Genomic DNA, 15,818 nt, shown 5'->3' on the forward strand with positions numbered 1-15,818 from the left:
CGGCGGCTGATGTCCGCTGTCTCCGGGCCGAAGGGTCACGGTCTCCGGCCCGAAGGGTCACCTACGTCCCGGCCGGCGGGTCACCGGCGGCCGGCGGTGCCGATCGCGCCACCGGCGTCCAGCCGGTCGACCCGTCCCTGGGCGGCGAAGGCCGCGGCGAGATAGCGCGGGTCGGGCCGCAGGGCGTGCTCGCGCAGGCACGCCTCGGTGAACTTGATCACGTGCTCGTCCCCGTGCTCCGCCGCCCGCGCGGCCAGCTCCGGGGCCGGGGGCGCCGCCTGCGCCCCCGCCCGCCAGGCGTCGGCGCCCTCGTCCCGCCGGTCGGTGGTGAAGGCCAGCAGGAAGGTGATGTGCACCTGCCAGAGGGCGGCCAGCGTCGGCTCGTGGAGCTCCGGCGGCAGGTGGGGGAGGACCAGCCGGGCGGCCGCGGGCGCGGTCACCCCGTGGATCAGCGGCACGGGGAAGACCTCGGGATGCGCGAGGTAGACGTCGGCGAAGCGGAGGGTCATCTCGCTCAGCAGCCGGTCCGCGCGGTCCGGCGCCAGTGACGTCAACGCCTCGCCGTAGCCGGGGAGTTCGGCGAGCCGCGCCAGGCGCTGCCGGGGGACCTCCGGACGCAGGGGCCCCTCGTGCGGGACGCGGGGGAGCGCGGCGATCGCGCCGGCCAGGTCGTACGTCCCGGTCAGGCGCGGGCGGCCGGGGAGCTCGGTGAAGCGGGCGGCCCAGTAGGCCAGCCCCCGGGCGAGCTCGTCCAGCTGGAGCGGGGTGGGCCGCTCGGCGGCGTACAGGCCGCGCACGGCGTGCGCGACGCGGATGAGGCCGTGGGTCAGCCCGGCGAAGAGGCCGGGGAGCAGTCGCGGCCACCAGCGGACGAGCACCTCGCACCAGTGCGCCTCGGCGAGCTCGCGGGTAAAGAGGGCCTCCCAGTCTCCGGCCCGGTGGAACGCGCCGAGCGCGGGGCGCCAGGAGGACTCGTCGGCGGGGTCCAGGGCGAAGCGCGGGGCGGGCGGCTCGTGGTGCTCCATGGCGCGCCGGTAGCGCTCCACCCACCGGGACACCTCGTCCCCGTACCCGAGGAGGGTCAGCGCCTCGGCCCCCATCGGGCCGTGATTGGCCAGGTCGACGCCCTGGCCGCGTTCGTACCCCAGATCCTTCATGCGCTCCAGGGCGTCATTGAGGGCATCGCTGTAACTGATCGACGGCATGATCCGGCCACCCACACCTTTCGGTAGTCCAAATGGTTCGGAAGTCCAAAGCATCTACAATCGAAGTATGCCGCACGCGATCAGAACCGGGACACCGCCCCGCACCCCGACCGCCGAAGAGGTCGAAGTCATCGCCCTCGTCCCCCTGTTGGAGCCCTTCTTCCGCAAGGTGAGGGTCCGTGAGCAGATGCCGTCGGCGCTGCGCGAGGCCATGGAGAAGCACGGGCTGACGGCCCGGCACGGCGCCGTGCTGCCGCATCTGCTGGCGGGGGTGCCGCTCACTGTCGGCCAGATCGCCGGGCGGCTGCACGTCTCCCTGCCGACCGCCAGCGAACTGGTGGGGGCGCTGAGCCGGGCGGGGATCGTGGAGCGGGCGGAGGACCCGGGGAACCGCCGCCGGGTGCTCGTCTCGCTGGCCGCGGCTTACCGGCCGCTGCTGGAGACGTTCGTCGCGCTCCGGGGGGAGCCGCTGCTGAGGGCCCTGGACGGGCTGACGCCCGAGGAGCGCGCGGGCTTCGTGGCGGGGCTGACCGCCTGGGTGCGGGAGGTCCAGGGGTAGGCCCCGCCCACCCACGCAACGTTTCGCCGTTGCTGCCGCGAAACACGCAACGAATCCACCGTCCTCGCGCAACGTCCGCGCCTTGTCCGGTCGAGAGCGCAAACCTTACCGTCGAGTCGTTTAAACGTATGAGTGTTTGAACTGCCCTGCCGAACGGCTCCGCTCGACTGCTGAAGAGGACGCATGACGCCGCTGCGTATCGCGCTGTGCCAAGGCCCCAGCGGCGTTCCCGCCTCGACCGCCGACAGCATCGCCGCCCTGGACGACGCCGCGCGCCGGGCCGCCGCCGCCGGAGCCCGGCTGCTGCTCACCGACGAGCTGTTCCTGACCGGGTACGCCCTCGGCGAGGCCGTCGCCGGGCTCGCCGAGCCCGCCGACGGCCCCGGCGCCCGGGCCGTCGCGCGCGTCGCCGCCGAGCACGGCCTGGCCATCGGCTACGGCTACCCCGAGCGCGACGGCGAGGCCGTCTTCAACTCCCTCCAGTTGATCGGCCCCGACGGGGCCCGGCTCGCGAACTACCGCAAGACCCATCTCTTCGGCGAGTACGAGACCACCAGCTTCACGCCCGGCTCGGACCTCGTCGTCCAGGCCGAGCTCGACGGCGTCCGCATCGGGCTCCTGATCTGCTACGACGTCGAGTTCCCCGAGGCCGTCCGGGCGCACGCCCTGGCCGGCACCGAGCTGCTGCTCGTCCCCACCGCGCTGATGCGGCCGTACGAGATCGTCCCGCAGACGATCGTCCCGGCCCGCGCGTGGGAGAGCCAGCTCTACATCGCCTACGCCAACCGCTGTGGCGTGGAAGGCGACTTCACCTTCGCGGGGCTGTCCTGTCTGGCCGCCCCGGACGGGACCGTACGGGCCCGGGCCGGCGCCGGCGAGGACCTGGTCGTCGCCGACGTCGACCCGGAGCTGCTCCGGGCGTCGCGCGCCGAGAACACCTATCTCGGCGACCGCCGCCCGGCGCTCTACACCTCGCTCACCTGACCCGCGGCCCCGCCCCGCGCACCCCCTCAACACCCCTGCCAGTAGGAGAGTCCAGCCGATGACGTCCACGGTGCCCCCCGCCGCCCACGACGAGCACGAGCAGGCCCAGCCCGTCGAGCCGCCGATCACCATGTTCGGCCCGGACTTCCCCTTCGCGTACGACGACTTCCTCGCCCACCCGGCGGGCCTCGGCCAGATCCCGGCCACCGAGCACGGCACCGAGGTCGCCGTCATCGGTGGCGGCCTGTCGGGCATCATCGCCGCGTACGAGCTGATGAAGATGGGCCTCAAGCCCGTCGTCTACGAGGCCGACCAGATCGGTGGCCGCCTGCGCACCGTCGGCTTCGAGGGCTGCGATGACGAGCTGACCGCCGAGATGGGCGCGATGCGCTTCCCCCCGTCCTCCACCGCCTTCCAGCACTACATCGACCTGGTGGGCCTGGAGACCAAGCCGTTCCCCAACCCGCTCGCGCCCGACACCCCCTCGACCGTCGTCGACCTCAAGGGCGAGTCGCACTACGCCGAGACGATCGACGACCTGCCGCAGGTCTACCGTGACGTCGCCACCGCGTGGAACGCCTGCCTGGAGGAGGGCGCCGACTTCTCCGACATGAACCGCGCCATGCGCGAGCGCGACGTGCCGCGCATCCGTGAGATCTGGGCGAAGCTCGTCGAGAAGCTCGACAACCAGACCTTCTACGGCTTCCTCTGTGAGTCGGAGGCCTTCAAGTCCTTCCGGCACCGCGAGATCTTCGGCCAGGTCGGCTTCGGCACCGGCGGCTGGGACACCGACTTCCCCAACTCCATCCTGGAGATCCTCCGCGTCGTGTACACCGAGGCGGACGACCACCACCGCGGCATCGTCGGCGGCAGCCAGCAGCTTCCGCTGCGCCTGTGGGAGCGCGAGCCGGAGAAGATCATCCACTGGGCGCCGGGCACCTCGCTGTCCTCGCTGCACGGCGGTGCCCCCCGCCCGGCCGTCACCCGGCTGCACCGTACGGCGGGCAACCGCATCACGGTGACCGACGCGACCGGCGACATCCGCACCTTCCGGGCGGCGATCTTCACCGCGCAGTCCTGGATGCTGCTGTCCAAGATCGAGTGCGATGACTCGCTCTTCCCGATCGACCACTGGACGGCGATCGAGCGCACCCACTACATGGAGTCCTCCAAGCTCTTCGTGCCCGTGGACCGGCCGTTCTGGCTGGACAAGGACGAGGAGACCGGTCGGGACGTGATGTCGATGACGCTCACCGACCGGATGACCCGCGGCACCTATCTGCTGGACAACGGCCCGGACAAGCCGGCCGTGATCTGCCTGTCGTACACCTGGTGCGACGACAGCCTCAAGTGGCTGCCGCTGTCGGCGAACGAGCGCCTGGAGGTCATGCTCAAGTCGCTCGGCGAGATCTACCCCAAGGTCGACATCCGGAAGCACATCATCGGCAACCCGGTGACGGTCTCCTGGGAGAACGAGCCCTACTTCATGGGCGCGTTCAAGGCCAACCTGCCGGGCCACTACCGCTACCAGCGGCGGCTGTACACCCACTTCATGCAGGACCGCCTGCCCGAGGACATGCGCGGCATCTTCCTCGCGGGAGACGACATCTCCTGGACGGCCGGCTGGGCCGAGGGCGCCGTGCAGACCGCGCTGAACGCGGTGTGGGGCGTCATGCACCAGTTCGGCGGCAGCACGGACGCCACCAACCCCGGCCCGGGCGACGTCTTCGACGAGATCGCGCCCGTCGAGCTGCCGGAGGACTGAGCCGCTCCACCACCGCGGCCGCTGACGCGCGCCCGCCCGTTCGTACGGGGCGGACGGGTGCGCGTCAGCCCAGCGGGGTGAGGAGGCAGCGGCCGACCATGCCGACGCCGGCGTCGACCCGGTCGGTGAACTCCTCGGTCAGCTCGGGCAGTTCGCGTATCGCCCACAGTGCGCGGAACGAGGCCCAGGCCGCGTTCCGCGCGGCCTCCAGCGTCCAGGAGCCGACGAGATGGGTCAGGGGATCGGCGACGTCGAGCACGTCCGGCCCCGGCATCAGCTCCTCGCGGATCCGCTCCTCCAGGGCGACGAGCGTCTCGCCGATCCGGTGGAAGTCCCCCTGGAGGGCGCACGGCTCGACCTCCAGCGCCCGGCAGGTGTCGACGAGCGCCAGCGCCAGGTCATGACCGATGTGGGCGTTGATACCCGCCAGCGCGAACTGCAGCGGCCGGACGGCCGGATGGCCGCGCAACTGGAACAGCGGCCGCCAGCAGGCGGGCTGCCGACGCCCCCGCGCGGCCTGGTCCACGGCGCGCAGATAGCGCTCGGCGAAGCGCACGTCCAGCTCGGCCGTGGCCGTACGGTCCCGGAAGCCCCCGGCCGCCGCCCGCCGGCCGACCTCCTCCGTGACCGCCAGATACACCCGGTTGAAGACGGCCACCCCGTCCTTCGGCGGCAGCGCGGCTTCCAGTGCCCGCATCCGCGCCAGAACCCCCTCGATGCCGGCGGCCGCCGCCGGCTGTACCCGCGTCATCGTCATACGCACAGAGTGACAGACGAACACGGAGAGTAGGCGGTCTGGTCTGATGGTTAACCAGAACGGGTGAACGAGCGGGCCATCAAGCCTCACCGCGCGCGGGAGCCCCGCCCTCGGCGGCCCCTCCCTCGACCGGGTCGTAGCTGCTCGTCCCCTCGTCCAGCAGCGGCTCCTGCGCCTTGAGGTGTGCCGGGGCCAGGGCGCGCAGGACGTGGTAGCCGGAGAGGACCACGATCGTGCCGAGCGCGATCCCGCCCAGCTCGAAGTTCTTCCCGAACTTCAGGGAGACGCCGCCGATGCCGATGATGACGCCCGCGGCCACCGGCACCAGGTTCAGCGGATTGCGCAGGTCGACCTTGTTGTGGACCCAGATCTGCGCGCCCAGCAGGCCGATCATGCCGTACAGGATGACGGTGATGCCGCCGAGCACCCCGCCCGGGATCGCCGCGACGACGGCCCCGAACTTCGGGCAGACGCCGAAGAGCAGCGCGAAGCAGGCCGCGGCCCAGTAGGCGGCCGTGGAGTAGACGCGGGTGGCGGCCATCACGCCGATGTTCTCGGAGTACGTGGTGTTGGCCGGTCCGCCGACCGCCGTGGAGAGCACCGTCGCCACGCCGTCCGCCGCGATCGCCGGGCCCAGCTGGTCGTCCAGCCGGTCACCCGTCATCTCGCCGACGGCCTTGACGTGCCCGGCGTTCTCCGCGATCAGCGCGATGACCACCGGCAGCGCCACCAGCGCCGCCGACCAGCCGAAGCTCGGCCCGTGCAGCGAGGGCAGGCCGACCCAGTCCGCCTTGGCCACCCCCGACAGGTCCAGCCGCCAGTGGTCGACGGCCTCGACGCCGCCGTTCACCGAGTGGATCTTGCCGAAGAACCGGTCGGACACCCAGGACAGGGCGTAGCCGAAGAGCAGGCCGAGGAAGATCGCCACCCGGGACCAGAAGCCCCGCAGGCACACCACCGCCAGCCCCGTGAACAGCATCGTCAGCAGCGCCGTCCACTGGTCCTGCGGCCAGTACGTCCGTGCCGTGACCGGCGCCAGGTTGAAGCCGATCAGCATGACCACCGCACCGGTGACCACCGGCGGCATCGCCGCGTGGATGATCCGCGCGCCGAACCGCCGCACCAGCAGGCCGGCGAGGAACAGCACCACGCCGACCACCAGGATCGCCCCGGTGACCGCCGCGCTGTCGCCGCCCTGGGCCCGGATGATCGCCGCGACTCCGACGAAGGAGAGGCTGCACCCCAGATAGCTGGGCACCCGGCCCCGGGTCGCCAGCAGGAACAGCATCGTGGCGACGCCCGACATCATGATCGCGAGGTTCGGGTCGAGGCCCATCAGGACGGGCGCCACGAAGGACGCCCCGAACATCGCCACCACGTGCTGGGCGCCCAGCCCCGCCGTCCTCGGCCACGAGAGCCGTTCATCCGGTCTGACGACGGCGCCGGGGGCGGGGGTGCGCCCGTCCCCGTGCAGGGTCCAGCGGACGCCCAGGCCCATGACTGCTCCCAAAATGTTCGCGTTGTGATGATCCGGACCATGCTAAGCGCGGCCGACGGGTGCTCCCGCGCGCCCGGAGTCCGGCCGGGGGCTGTGTGCCGGGTCCGCTCGCGGTGTTGCTGCGATCGGCGCAATTAACACCTCGTAGGGCTGTATGGCCACGCTTGCCAGATGTTTATCGGTTCATGCGAGGTATGCGTCCGGTGTCCGATTTCCTGCAATTCAGGAGACACACATGCGCAAGCACGTCGGCCGCACCGCGGCCGCCGCGATCATCGCCGCCGCAACCGTCGTTCCGGTCGCCGGGGTCGCTCAGGCCGCGCCGCAGATCGCGTCCGGCAACCAGGTCCAGGGCTGGGACGACGACCATGACTGCGACCGCGGCCGGGACCACGGCCGCGACCGCGACCGCGACAAGGGCCGTGACCACGACAAGGGTCGCGACCGCGACAAGGGCCGTGGCGACCGGGACAAGGGCCGCGACCGAGACCGGGACTGCGACCGGGGTCGTGACCGCGACCGGGGCCGTGACCGGGACTGCGACCGCGACCGCGGACGCCACCACGAGGACTGCGACCACCACTCCCACCACATCTACCGGCACGTCTGGACCCACCACAACAACTGGTGGAACTGGGGCGGCAACTGGTTCGGTGGCTGGGGTGGCCACAACAAGTGGGGCGGCCACCACAACCGCTGGGGCGGCGGCGGCTGGGGCGAGGAGGACTGCGGCGGCGGTGGCCGCTGGGGTGGCCACCACAACCGCGGCTGGGATGACGACGACTGCGGTGGCGGCCACCGGGGCGGCCACCACGAGCGCTGGGGCGGCCACCACGGTGGCTGGGAAGACGACTGCGGTGGCGGCAAGTGGGGCGGCCACCACGAGCGCTGGGGCGGCGGCGACTGCAACCGCGGTGGCGGCCACTGGGGTGGCGGCATCTTCGGCGGCATCGTGATCTGACCCCTCGCGCCTGAACAGTCCCCCTCCACCGCGGGCCGTCGTCGCACCCTCCGGGGTACGGCGCACGGCCCGCGGCGGCGTGCGCGGCGGCCCGCCGCCTCAGCGGCGCTCGACGGCCGGCGCGGCCCGGTCCGCCGACGCGGCGCGGGCCGGGGCGCGCAGCACGCCCGCGCCCGCCACCAGCCCCGCGGCCCCCGCCGTCACCACGGCGAAGGACATCGTGAGCGAACCGGCGTTCGCGATCTGCCCGATGACGGCCGGCGCCACCAGCCCCGAGGTGTAGGTGATGGTGGCCACGCCCGCTATCGCCCGGCTGGGCTCGGGCCCGCTGCGCCCCGCCGCCGCGAAGGCCAGCGGCACGACGACCGCGATGCCCAGCCCCATCAGGCCGAACCCGGCGATGACCGGCACCGCCGAACCACCGGCGACCACCAGCACCCCGCCGGCCGTCGCCAGGACGCCCCCGGCCCGTACGGCGCGCACCGGCCCGAAGCGCCGCACCGCCGCGTCACCCGCCAGCCGGGCCGCCGCCATCGTGCAGGCGAAGGCCGTGGTGCAGCCCGCCGCGACGCCGGCGCCGGAGCCCACGACGTCCCGCAGGTAGACCGCCGACCAGTCCAGGCTCGCGCCCTCCGCGAAGACGGCGCAGAACCCCACCGCCCCGATCGCCAGCGCCGAGCGCGGCGGCAGGGCGAAGCGCGGCGGGGGATGCTCCTCCGGCTCCGCCCGCAGGTCCAGCACCCAGTGACAGACGACCGCGCCCAGCAGGACGAGGACGCCGGCCGCCACCCCGAGATGGACCCGCGCGTCCGTACCGGCGTGCGCGGCGACGGTGCCCGCCGCCGAACCGGCGAGGGCGCCGACGCTCCACATCCCGTGCAGCCCGGACATGATCGACCGCCCAAGCCGCTCCTCGGTGCGCACTCCCAGCGCGTTCATCGCGACGTCCGCCAGCCCGGACGTGGCCCCGTACACCGCCAGTGCCGCGCAGAACGCGATCATGCCGGGGGCGAGGGCGACCGGGACCAGCGAGGCGCACCACAGGGCGAGCAGGGCGCGCAGCGCGGTCCGTGAGCCGTAGCGGTGACTTATCCGCCCCGCGAGCGGCATCGCGAGCGACGCGCCGATCGCGGGCAGGGCGAGCGCCAGGCCGAGCCGGCCGGAACCGATGCCGAGGTGGTCCTGGAACCAGGGGACGCGGGTGGCGAAACTGCCGGTGACCGCGCCGTGGACGGCGAAGATCGCCGCCATCGCGACCCTGGCCCGGCGGACCGCCGGGGGAGTGCCCCGCTCTCCGCGTCCCGTGCTGCCGTCCATACGACCCCTCCTCGGCATCGGCCCGTCGTCCGGACCTCAGTCCATCAGCAGGCGCCGAGGTCCTGCCATACGCCCCATTCGCCGGTGGTCCCGGGCTCCTCGCCCTTGGTCCACCACTTGGCCTTCCAGTTGTGGGACTTCCAGGAGACGGTGGCGCCGCCGTTGTAGGCGGTCGCCGCGTCCCAGGCGGGGGCCGCGCAGGCGCCGCCCGTCGGGGTGGCGGTGGGCGTGCCGGTCGGGGTCGCCGTCGGGGTGGACGTCGGGGTGGGCGTCGGGGTGGCGCCGCCGGGGTCGACCACGGTCGTGCCCCGGGCCAGGTCGCCGGCCAGCGCGTACGTCGTCCCGCCGACGGTCACCGTCCAGTTGGACGGGGTGGCGGCCGGGAGGTAGTAGACGAAGTCGACGACGGCCGTGGCGCCGGGGGCGAGCGACTGGTAGGAGGGGAGCTTCAGGGAGACGCGGTTGTAGTCGCCCTTGAGGCCGCCGATGTTGTTCGCCGCCGTGTGGTCGCTACGGACGACCTTCAGGCCCCAGCCGGACTGGTCCTTGGCGTTGCCCGGTGCCGAGTTGCCGTAGTCGAACTGGAACTCGGATCCGCCGGGGATGGTGGTCTTGCTGTTGTTGGTGATGCGCAGCTTGGGGCTGATGGGGTAGTTGGAGTCGCCGAGGGGGAAGTCGGTGAGGCTGACGTCGATGTCGAGGGCCTGGGTGGGCAGGTCGGTGGTCGCGCGCCGGGCGCCATAGGCGGGGGCGGACTTGAAGGCGTCGTACATCGCCGAGGTGAGGGTGCTGCCGGGCTCGTACTGGCCCTTGGCGGCGTTCCAGCCGTAGTCGCCGGCGAGTTCCCAGATCATGGTGCCGCCGAGGCCCTTGTCCACGACGTACTGGGCCTTGGCCTTGACCGACTGCTCGTCCTCGGTGGAGAGGAAGACCTTCTTCTCGGCGTTCCACAGCCAGGGCGCGGTGAGCGTGGCGTCGTAGCGGCGGGCGTAGCTGCCGGTGAGCTTGGTGCCGGCGGGGAAGCCGTAGCGGGTGAGGTAGTCGCCCGCGACGCCCTTCTCCAGGTTCTTGGCGTGCCACATGGGGTTGGAGCCGGCGGGGGACTCCTTGCCGGCGTCGTCGAGGTCGTGCCAGAGGTTGTCGATGCCGACGGCGCCGTCACCGCAGGTCGTCAGCCCCGAACCGGCCGGGCAGGCGGTCGTCTTCGCCTGGCCCCACAGGCCGTCGGTGCCGCCGGTGACGTTCTTCCAGCCGCGGGTGTAGTACGGCAGGCCCAGGTTGACCCGGCCGGGCGGCAGGGCGCCGCGGAAGTAGTGGTAGGCCCAGTCGCCGTTGAGGTAGCCGATGCCGCCGTACTGAGCGGTGGTGTAGACGCCCCACTTGGCGAGTTCGGCGTCCTTTCCGTCGTCGTAGAGCGCGGCGTTCGGGCCGACGAATTCGTTCCAGGCGCCGTGCAGGTCGTACGACATGACGTTGACGTAGTCCAGGTACTTCGTGGCCTGGTACGTCTCCATGCCGCGCAGGAGGTATCCGGAGGAGGGCGCGGCGACGGAGAGCAGATAGTGCTTGCCGTCGGCGGCGCCGGCCCGGTCGAGCTTTTCGCGGAGGGTCTTCAGCAGTGCCGTGTAGCCCTTGTTGAGCCCGCCGCGCCGGGCGTTGGCGAGCGCCCAGTCCTTGGGGTTCCCGGCGTCCTTCATGGAGGTCGGGTACTCGTAGTCGATGTCGACGCCGTTGAACCCGTACTTCTTGACGAACGCGACGGCGGAGTCGGCGAAGGTGTCGATGCCCGCCTGGTTGACCGATCCGTCGGCGTTCGTCGCCGTCTTGTAGAAGCCGCCGGAATCGACGCGCCTGCCGTTCTCGTCGATGTATCCGCCGGTTTCCGCCCAGCCGCCCACGGAGATGAGAGTCTTCACGTCCGGGTGCTGTTTCTTGAATTTGTTGAGCAGGTTGAAGTGGCCCTTGTAGGGGAGGGCCGGGTCCATTTCCGTGCCCGCCGTTCCGGGCCAGGTCATTCCGGTCGCGGGATTGTCGGGGCCGTCCGCGCCGACGGATATCTTGTCGTCCTGCCCGACGTGCGCGAAGGCGTAATTGAGGTGGGTGACCTTGTCCCAGGGGATGTCGGGGGCCAGATAGGCGGGGGTGCCGTCCTTGCCGGTGCGCCAGCCGGTGAAGTAGCCGATGACGCGGCGCTGGTGGTCGGCGCCCATCTTCTCGCGGCCGGCGGTGTCGTAGACCGAACAGTAGGGGACGTCGACGCCCGGGGTGGTGTAGAGGCCGTCGGGGCGACAGGCGGACTGGTCCTGGGCGTGCGAGGCGGTGGCCGAGAGGGTGCCGACGAGCAGTCCGGCCAGCGCGGTGCCCGCCGAGGCGAGCGCGAGGCCGCGGCGGGCGCGGCGGGGGTGTCCGGTGGGTCTCTTCAGGGACAACACGAGCGTGTTCCTCACAGTGGGGGCTCTTGCGAGCGCGGTGCGTGGGGGGCTTGCGACGTGCTGTGGCCCGTGGTGTGCGCCGACCGGCGGGCCCTTACTCCTCGGAGGTGTGGCAGAGGTTAAGAGGACTAGACCAGTGCGTCAATAGGTCCGGACCAACGTCCCTTATTCCTCCGTCGCCCTCGGTGTGAGCCTCGGCGCACTGTGTCAAGTCCCCATGGACATCGCGCCGCCGCCCGGCGTACGCTCGGAACGTCCGGCCTACGGATCAAGAAACCGCAGGTCAGGCGCCTTGTACTATTGAGCGAACAGTTTTTACGCAGCGCACTCCGGGGTCGGTGAAAATCCGAACCGGCGGTTACAGTCCGCGACCCGACCGCAGCCGGCGGCCGGTTGACCAGGTGAAATTCCTGGACCGACGGTTAAAGTCCGGATGGGAGGCAGTGCGCGGCGGGCACGCATCGGCACCACCGCCACAGGTGACGCGGATGGGTGGCGGTTCCACCGGTTTCACCACTGGCACCGCCGTACCCTCTCCCGTCCCCCGTCGGACGGTTCCCGCTGCTGTGGTCCCGCTCATCGTCGTTCCTTACGACGCCCCGGAGTCCGTTGCCCGATGAGGCAGGAGGACCCCGGTGGCCACCGCGACCGAAGCAGACGCGATGCGACGCGCCATCGCGCTCGCCGCCCGCGCCCTCGGCTCGACCAGCCCCAACCCCGTCGTCGGCTGTGTCGTCCTCGACCCCCACGGCCGGGTCCTCGGCGAGGGCTGGCACCGGCGGGCCGGCGGCCCGCACGCCGAGGTCGACGCCCTGCGCGCCGCCACCGACGCCGGCCACGACCTCCGGGGCGCCACCGCCGTCGTCACCCTCGAACCCTGCAACCACACCGGCCGCACCGGCCCCTGTGCCCAGGCCCTCATCGAGGCCGGCGTCGCCCGGGTCGTCTACGCGGTCGCCGATCCGAACCCCACCGCCACCGGCGGCGCGGCCACCCTCGCCGCTGCCGGCGTCGACGTCGAGGGCGGCCTGCTGGCCGCCCAGGCGGCCGAGGGCAACGCCGCGTGGCTCACCTCCGTGCGCCGGGCGCGCCCCTTCGTGGTGTGGAAGTACGCCGCCACCCTCGACGGCCGCAGCGCCGCCGCCGACGGCACCAGCCGCTGGATCACCTCCACCGAGTCCCGCGAGGACGTCCACCGGCTGCGCGCCGAGGCCGACGCCGTCGTCGTCGGCTCCGGCACCCTCCGGGCCGACGACCCCCACCTGGCCGTACGCGGCGGACCGCTCCGCCGGGGCACCGTCACCCAGCCGCTGCGCGTCGTCGTCGACACCCACGCCACCGTCAAGCCCGGCGCCCGTGTCCTGGACGACGCCGCGCCCACGCTCGTGGCCGTGGCCGAGGACGCCGACACCCGCCACCTCACCGGCGTCGAGACCGTACGGCTGCCGCGCGCCGAGGACGGCACCGGCCTCGACATCCCCGCGCTGCTCGACGTCCTCCACCGCCGCGAGATCCGCTCCCTCCTGCTGGAGGGCGGACCCACCCTCGCCGGCGCCTTCCTGGCCGCCGGCGCCGTCGACCGCGTCATCGGCTACCTGGCCCCCGCCCTGCTGGGCGCCGGACCGGCCGCCCTCGGCGACGCCGGCATCACAACCATCGCCCGGGCGCTGCGCCTCGACGTCACCGACGTCTCCCGCCTCGGCCCCGACCTGCGCGTCACCGCCACCCCCCTCGCTCCCGCCACCGCTCCCGCCACCGAGGAGAACTGACAGTGTTCACCGGAATCGTCGAAGAACTGGGCGAGGTCGTCGCCGTCGAGGAGCTCGGCGACAGCTCCCGCTTCCGGCTGCGCGGCCCCCTGGTCACCGAAGGCGCCAAGCACGGCGACTCCATCGCCGTCAACGGCGTCTGCCTCACCGTCGTGGACACCGAGGACGGCGAGTTCACGGCCGACGTGATGGCCGAGACCCTCAAGCGCTCCAGCCTCGGCGCCCTCTCCGCCGGCTCCCGCGTCAACCTCGAACGCCCCATGGCGCTCGGCGGTCGCCTCGGCGGCCACCTGGTCCAGGGCCACGTCGACGGCACCGGCACCATCGTCGAGCGCGTGCCCGGCGAGCACTGGGAGATCGTCAAGATCGCCCTCCCGGCCCCGCTCGCCCGCTACGTGGTGGACAAGGGCTCCATCACCGTCGACGGGGTGAGCCTGACGGTGGTCGAGGCCGGTGACGACTGGTTCACCATCAGCCTCATCCCCACCACGCTCGCCCTGACCACCCTCGGCGTCAAGCGGGCCGGCGACCCGGTCAACCTCGAGGTGGACGTCCTCGCCAAGTACGTCGAGCGACTGCTCGGCAAGCCCGGCGCCGGAGCGAACGCCGCTGAGGAGGTCGTCGCGTGAGCGCCCTCGACTGGCTCAGCCAGGAGGCCTTCTCGGCCTTCGGCCAGAAGGTGATCTGGTCCGACATGATCGGCAACACCATCGGCCTCGCCGCCCTCGCCCTCGGCTGGCGCCGCTCCATATGGACCTGGCCCGCCCAGCTGCTGTCCGGCCTCATCCTCGTCACCGCCTACGCCTCCGCCCACCTCAGCGGTGGCGTCGGCAAGCAGCTCCTGGTCATCGGGGTCGCGGCGTGGGGCTGGCGGCAGTGGACCCGGGGCAGGCGGCAGGCCCAGGACGGCTCCCTCGCCATTCGCTTCGCCACCTGGCGCGAGCGCGCCGTGCTCCTCGCCGGCACCGCCGTCGGCACCGTCGCCGTCGGCGCCCTCTTCACGGCCGTCCCCGAACTGTCCTGGAACCCCTGGCCGGACGCGTACATCTTCGTCGGCACCCTCGCCGCGATGGTCGCCCAGGCCCGGGGGCTGGTGGAGTTCTGGTTCGCCTGGCTGCTCGTCGACGTCGTCGGCGTCCCGCTCGCCTTCGACAGCGGGCTCGCCTTCTCCGGCCTCGTCTACGTCGTCTACTTCGCCCTCGTCCTGTGGGGCATGCGCGACTGGTGGCTGCGCTCGCGGATGAGCGGCGCGGCCACGGCAACTGTTACGGAAGGAGTGGCGGCATGACCGCCCTGCAGAGCTGGTACGCGAGCGACGAGATCGTCCTGGACCCCGTCGAGCGCGCCATCGCCGACGTCGCCGCCGGCCGGCCCGTCGTGGTCGTGGACGACGCCGACCGCGAGAACGAGGGCGACCTCATCGTCGCCGCCGAGAAGGTCACCACCGAGATCGTGGCCTTCATGATGAGCGAGTGCCGCGGCCTGATCTGCGTGCCCATGGAGGAGCCGGACATCGACCGGCTCGACCTGCCGCAGATGGTCACGCGCAACACCGAGTCCATGCGCACCGCCTTCACCGTCTCCGTCGACGCCACCCGCGCCCACGGCACCGACACCGGCATCTCCGCCGCCGACCGCGCCGTCACCATCCGGCTGCTGGCCGACCCCGCCGCCATCCCCGGCGACTTCGTCCGCCCCGGCCACGTCTTCCCGCTGCGCGCCAAGCCCGGCGGCGTCCTGGCCCGCAACGGCCACACCGAGGCCGGCGTCGACCTCGCCCGCCTCGCCGGGCTCCGCCCGGCCGCCGCCATCGTGGAGATCGCCGGCGAGGACGGCGCCATGCTGCGCCTGCCCGAGCTGGTCCCCTTCGCCCGCAAGCACGGCCTGTCGATCATCTCCATCGAGGACCTGATCGCCTACCGCCGCGCCTCCGAGCCCACCGTCCGGCGCGAGGCCGAGACCCGGCTGCCCACGGCCTTCGGCGACTTCACCGCCTACGGCTACCGCTCCACCGTCGACGGCGTCGAGCACATCGCGCTGGTCGCCGGCGAGCTCGGCGACGGCGAGGACGTCCTGGTGCGCGTCCACTCCGAGTGCCTCACCGGCGACGTCTTCGGCTCGCTGCGCTGCGACTGCGGACCGCAGCTCCACGCCTCCCTGGAGCGCATCGCCGACGAGGGCCGGGGCGTCGTCCTCTACCTGCGCGGCCACGAGGGCCGAGGCATCGGCCTGCTGCCCAAGCTGCGCGCCTACCAGCTGCAGGAGGACGGCCACGACACACTCGACGCCAACCTGGAGCTGGGCCTGCCGGCCGACGCCCGGGACTACGCCGCCGGCGCGCGGATCCTCACCGATCTCGGGGTGCGCTCGCTGCGGCTGATGACCAACAACCCCGACAAGACCGCCGCCCTCGTCCGGCACGGCCTCAAGGTCAACGGCCGCGAGCCCATGCCCGTACAGGCCGGCGAGCACAACCTGCGCTACCTGCGGACCAAGCGGGACCGCATGGGACACGACCTGCCCTGGCTGGACGGCGAGCACGTGTCCGCCTGCGGCAACCAGTGATCGACA

General features: G+C 72.4%; 13 protein-coding genes and 1 riboswitch. Of the genes, 8 read left to right on the forward strand and 5 right to left on the reverse strand.

All coding sequences use genetic code 11. The features are described 5' to 3' along the window. Positions 1-80 precede the first annotated feature (80 nt). Positions 81-1,205, reverse strand: coding sequence for a questin oxidase family protein (locus IE096_RS21155; RefSeq protein ID WP_189454029.1), 1,125 nt, complete (start codon positions 1,203-1,205; stop codon positions 81-83). Between the two features lie 67 nt (positions 1,206-1,272). Between IE096_RS21155 and IE096_RS21160 the strand changes: the two genes are divergently transcribed. The 3 genes from IE096_RS21160 (at position 1,273) to IE096_RS21170 (ending at position 4,513) form a co-directional block, all read left to right on the forward strand. Next, positions 1,273-1,764: a MarR family winged helix-turn-helix transcriptional regulator gene (locus IE096_RS21160; protein WP_189454031.1), complete on the forward strand. Its 492-nt coding sequence runs from the start codon at positions 1,273-1,275 to the stop codon at positions 1,762-1,764. 183 nt (positions 1,765-1,947) lie between these two features. After that, complete coding sequence (locus IE096_RS21165; protein ID WP_189454033.1) at positions 1,948-2,748, forward strand: carbon-nitrogen hydrolase family protein; 801 nt, start codon at positions 1,948-1,950, stop codon at positions 2,746-2,748. Between the two features lie 58 nt (positions 2,749-2,806). Continuing rightward, the gene (locus IE096_RS21170; RefSeq protein WP_189454035.1) at positions 2,807-4,513 is read left to right on the forward strand and encodes a flavin monoamine oxidase family protein; all 1,707 of its coding nucleotides are present in this window, start codon (positions 2,807-2,809) and stop codon (positions 4,511-4,513) included. 64 nt (positions 4,514-4,577) lie between these two features. Here IE096_RS21170 and IE096_RS21175 read toward each other — a convergent pair whose 3' ends face one another. Continuing rightward, positions 4,578-5,270 (reverse strand): DUF5995 family protein, encoded by a 693-nt coding sequence (locus tag IE096_RS21175; protein WP_189454037.1) that lies wholly within the window; start codon positions 5,268-5,270, stop codon positions 4,578-4,580. 79 nt (positions 5,271-5,349) lie between these two features. Continuing rightward, complete coding sequence (locus IE096_RS21180) at positions 5,350-6,768, reverse strand: uracil-xanthine permease family protein (protein ID WP_189454039.1); 1,419 nt, start codon at positions 6,766-6,768, stop codon at positions 5,350-5,352. A 235-nt stretch (positions 6,769-7,003) separates the two neighbouring features. Between IE096_RS21180 and IE096_RS21185 the strand changes: the two genes are divergently transcribed. Next, positions 7,004-7,729, forward strand: a complete 726-nt coding sequence (locus tag IE096_RS21185) for a hypothetical protein (protein ID WP_189454041.1) — start codon at positions 7,004-7,006, stop codon at positions 7,727-7,729. Between the two features lie 99 nt (positions 7,730-7,828). Here IE096_RS21185 and IE096_RS21190 read toward each other — a convergent pair whose 3' ends face one another. Both IE096_RS21190 and IE096_RS21195 read right to left on the reverse strand, forming a co-directional pair. Further along, positions 7,829-9,046, reverse strand: coding sequence for an MFS transporter (locus IE096_RS21190; protein ID WP_189454043.1), 1,218 nt, complete (start codon positions 9,044-9,046; stop codon positions 7,829-7,831). Positions 9,047-9,090: 44 nt separating this feature from the next. Beyond that, positions 9,091-11,478 carry a chitinase C-terminal domain-containing protein gene (locus IE096_RS21195; protein WP_373298178.1) on the reverse strand — a complete coding sequence of 796 codons (2,388 nt, stop codon included), beginning with the start codon at positions 11,476-11,478 and terminating at the stop codon, positions 9,091-9,093. 320 nt (positions 11,479-11,798) lie between these two features. Continuing rightward, positions 11,799-11,929: riboswitch (FMN riboswitch) on the forward strand. Positions 11,930-12,113: 184 nt separating this feature from the next. Here IE096_RS21195 and ribD point away from each other — a divergent pair. Genes ribD through IE096_RS21215 form a run of 4 tightly spaced genes read left to right on the forward strand, consistent with a single transcriptional unit; the run spans position 12,114 to position 15,812 of the window. Next, the gene (gene ribD / locus IE096_RS21200; protein ID WP_189454045.1) at positions 12,114-13,247 is read left to right on the forward strand and encodes a bifunctional diaminohydroxyphosphoribosylaminopyrimidine deaminase/5-amino-6-(5-phosphoribosylamino)uracil reductase RibD; all 1,134 of its coding nucleotides are present in this window, start codon (positions 12,114-12,116) and stop codon (positions 13,245-13,247) included. A gap of 2 nt (positions 13,248-13,249) precedes the next feature. Continuing rightward, a complete protein-coding gene (locus IE096_RS21205) occupies positions 13,250-13,876 on the forward strand; it encodes a riboflavin synthase (RefSeq protein ID WP_189454047.1) in 627 nt (208 codons plus the stop codon). Continuing rightward, positions 13,873-14,535, forward strand: coding sequence for a nicotinamide mononucleotide transporter family protein (locus IE096_RS21210; RefSeq protein ID WP_189454049.1), 663 nt, complete (start codon positions 13,873-13,875; stop codon positions 14,533-14,535). The genes IE096_RS21205 and IE096_RS21210 overlap by 4 nt, the downstream gene beginning before the upstream one ends. Next, positions 14,532-15,812: a bifunctional 3,4-dihydroxy-2-butanone-4-phosphate synthase/GTP cyclohydrolase II gene (locus IE096_RS21215; protein ID WP_189454051.1), complete on the forward strand. Its 1,281-nt coding sequence runs from the start codon at positions 14,532-14,534 to the stop codon at positions 15,810-15,812. The genes IE096_RS21210 and IE096_RS21215 overlap by 4 nt, the downstream gene beginning before the upstream one ends. The last annotated feature ends 6 nt before the right edge of the window (positions 15,813-15,818 follow it).

Source organism: Streptomyces abikoensis (assembly GCF_014648775.1).
GTDB classification, from domain to species: Bacteria; Actinomycetota; Actinomycetes; order Streptomycetales; family Streptomycetaceae; genus Streptomyces; species Streptomyces abikoensis.

What these genes read in the sequence shown, in the direction of transcription:
- IE096_RS21155 (WP_189454029.1), bottom strand. Translation starts at nt 1,205, where the DNA reads ATGCCGTCGATCAGTTACAGCGATGCCCTCAATGACGCCCTGGAGCGC.
- IE096_RS21160 (WP_189454031.1), top strand. Translation starts at nt 1,273, where the DNA reads ATGCCGCACGCGATCAGAACCGGGACACCGCCCCGCACCCCGACCGCC.
- IE096_RS21165 (WP_189454033.1), top strand. Translation starts at nt 1,948, where the DNA reads ATGACGCCGCTGCGTATCGCGCTGTGCCAAGGCCCCAGCGGCGTTCCC.
- IE096_RS21170 (WP_189454035.1), top strand. Translation starts at nt 2,807, where the DNA reads ATGACGTCCACGGTGCCCCCCGCCGCCCACGACGAGCACGAGCAGGCC.
- IE096_RS21175 (WP_189454037.1), bottom strand. Translation starts at nt 5,270, where the DNA reads ATGACGATGACGCGGGTACAGCCGGCGGCGGCCGCCGGCATCGAGGGG.
- IE096_RS21180 (WP_189454039.1), bottom strand. Translation starts at nt 6,768, where the DNA reads ATGGGCCTGGGCGTCCGCTGGACCCTGCACGGGGACGGGCGCACCCCC.
- IE096_RS21185 (WP_189454041.1), top strand. Translation starts at nt 7,004, where the DNA reads ATGCGCAAGCACGTCGGCCGCACCGCGGCCGCCGCGATCATCGCCGCC.
- IE096_RS21190 (WP_189454043.1), bottom strand. Translation starts at nt 9,046, where the DNA reads ATGGACGGCAGCACGGGACGCGGAGAGCGGGGCACTCCCCCGGCGGTC.
- IE096_RS21215 (WP_189454051.1), top strand. Translation starts at nt 14,532, where the DNA reads ATGACCGCCCTGCAGAGCTGGTACGCGAGCGACGAGATCGTCCTGGAC.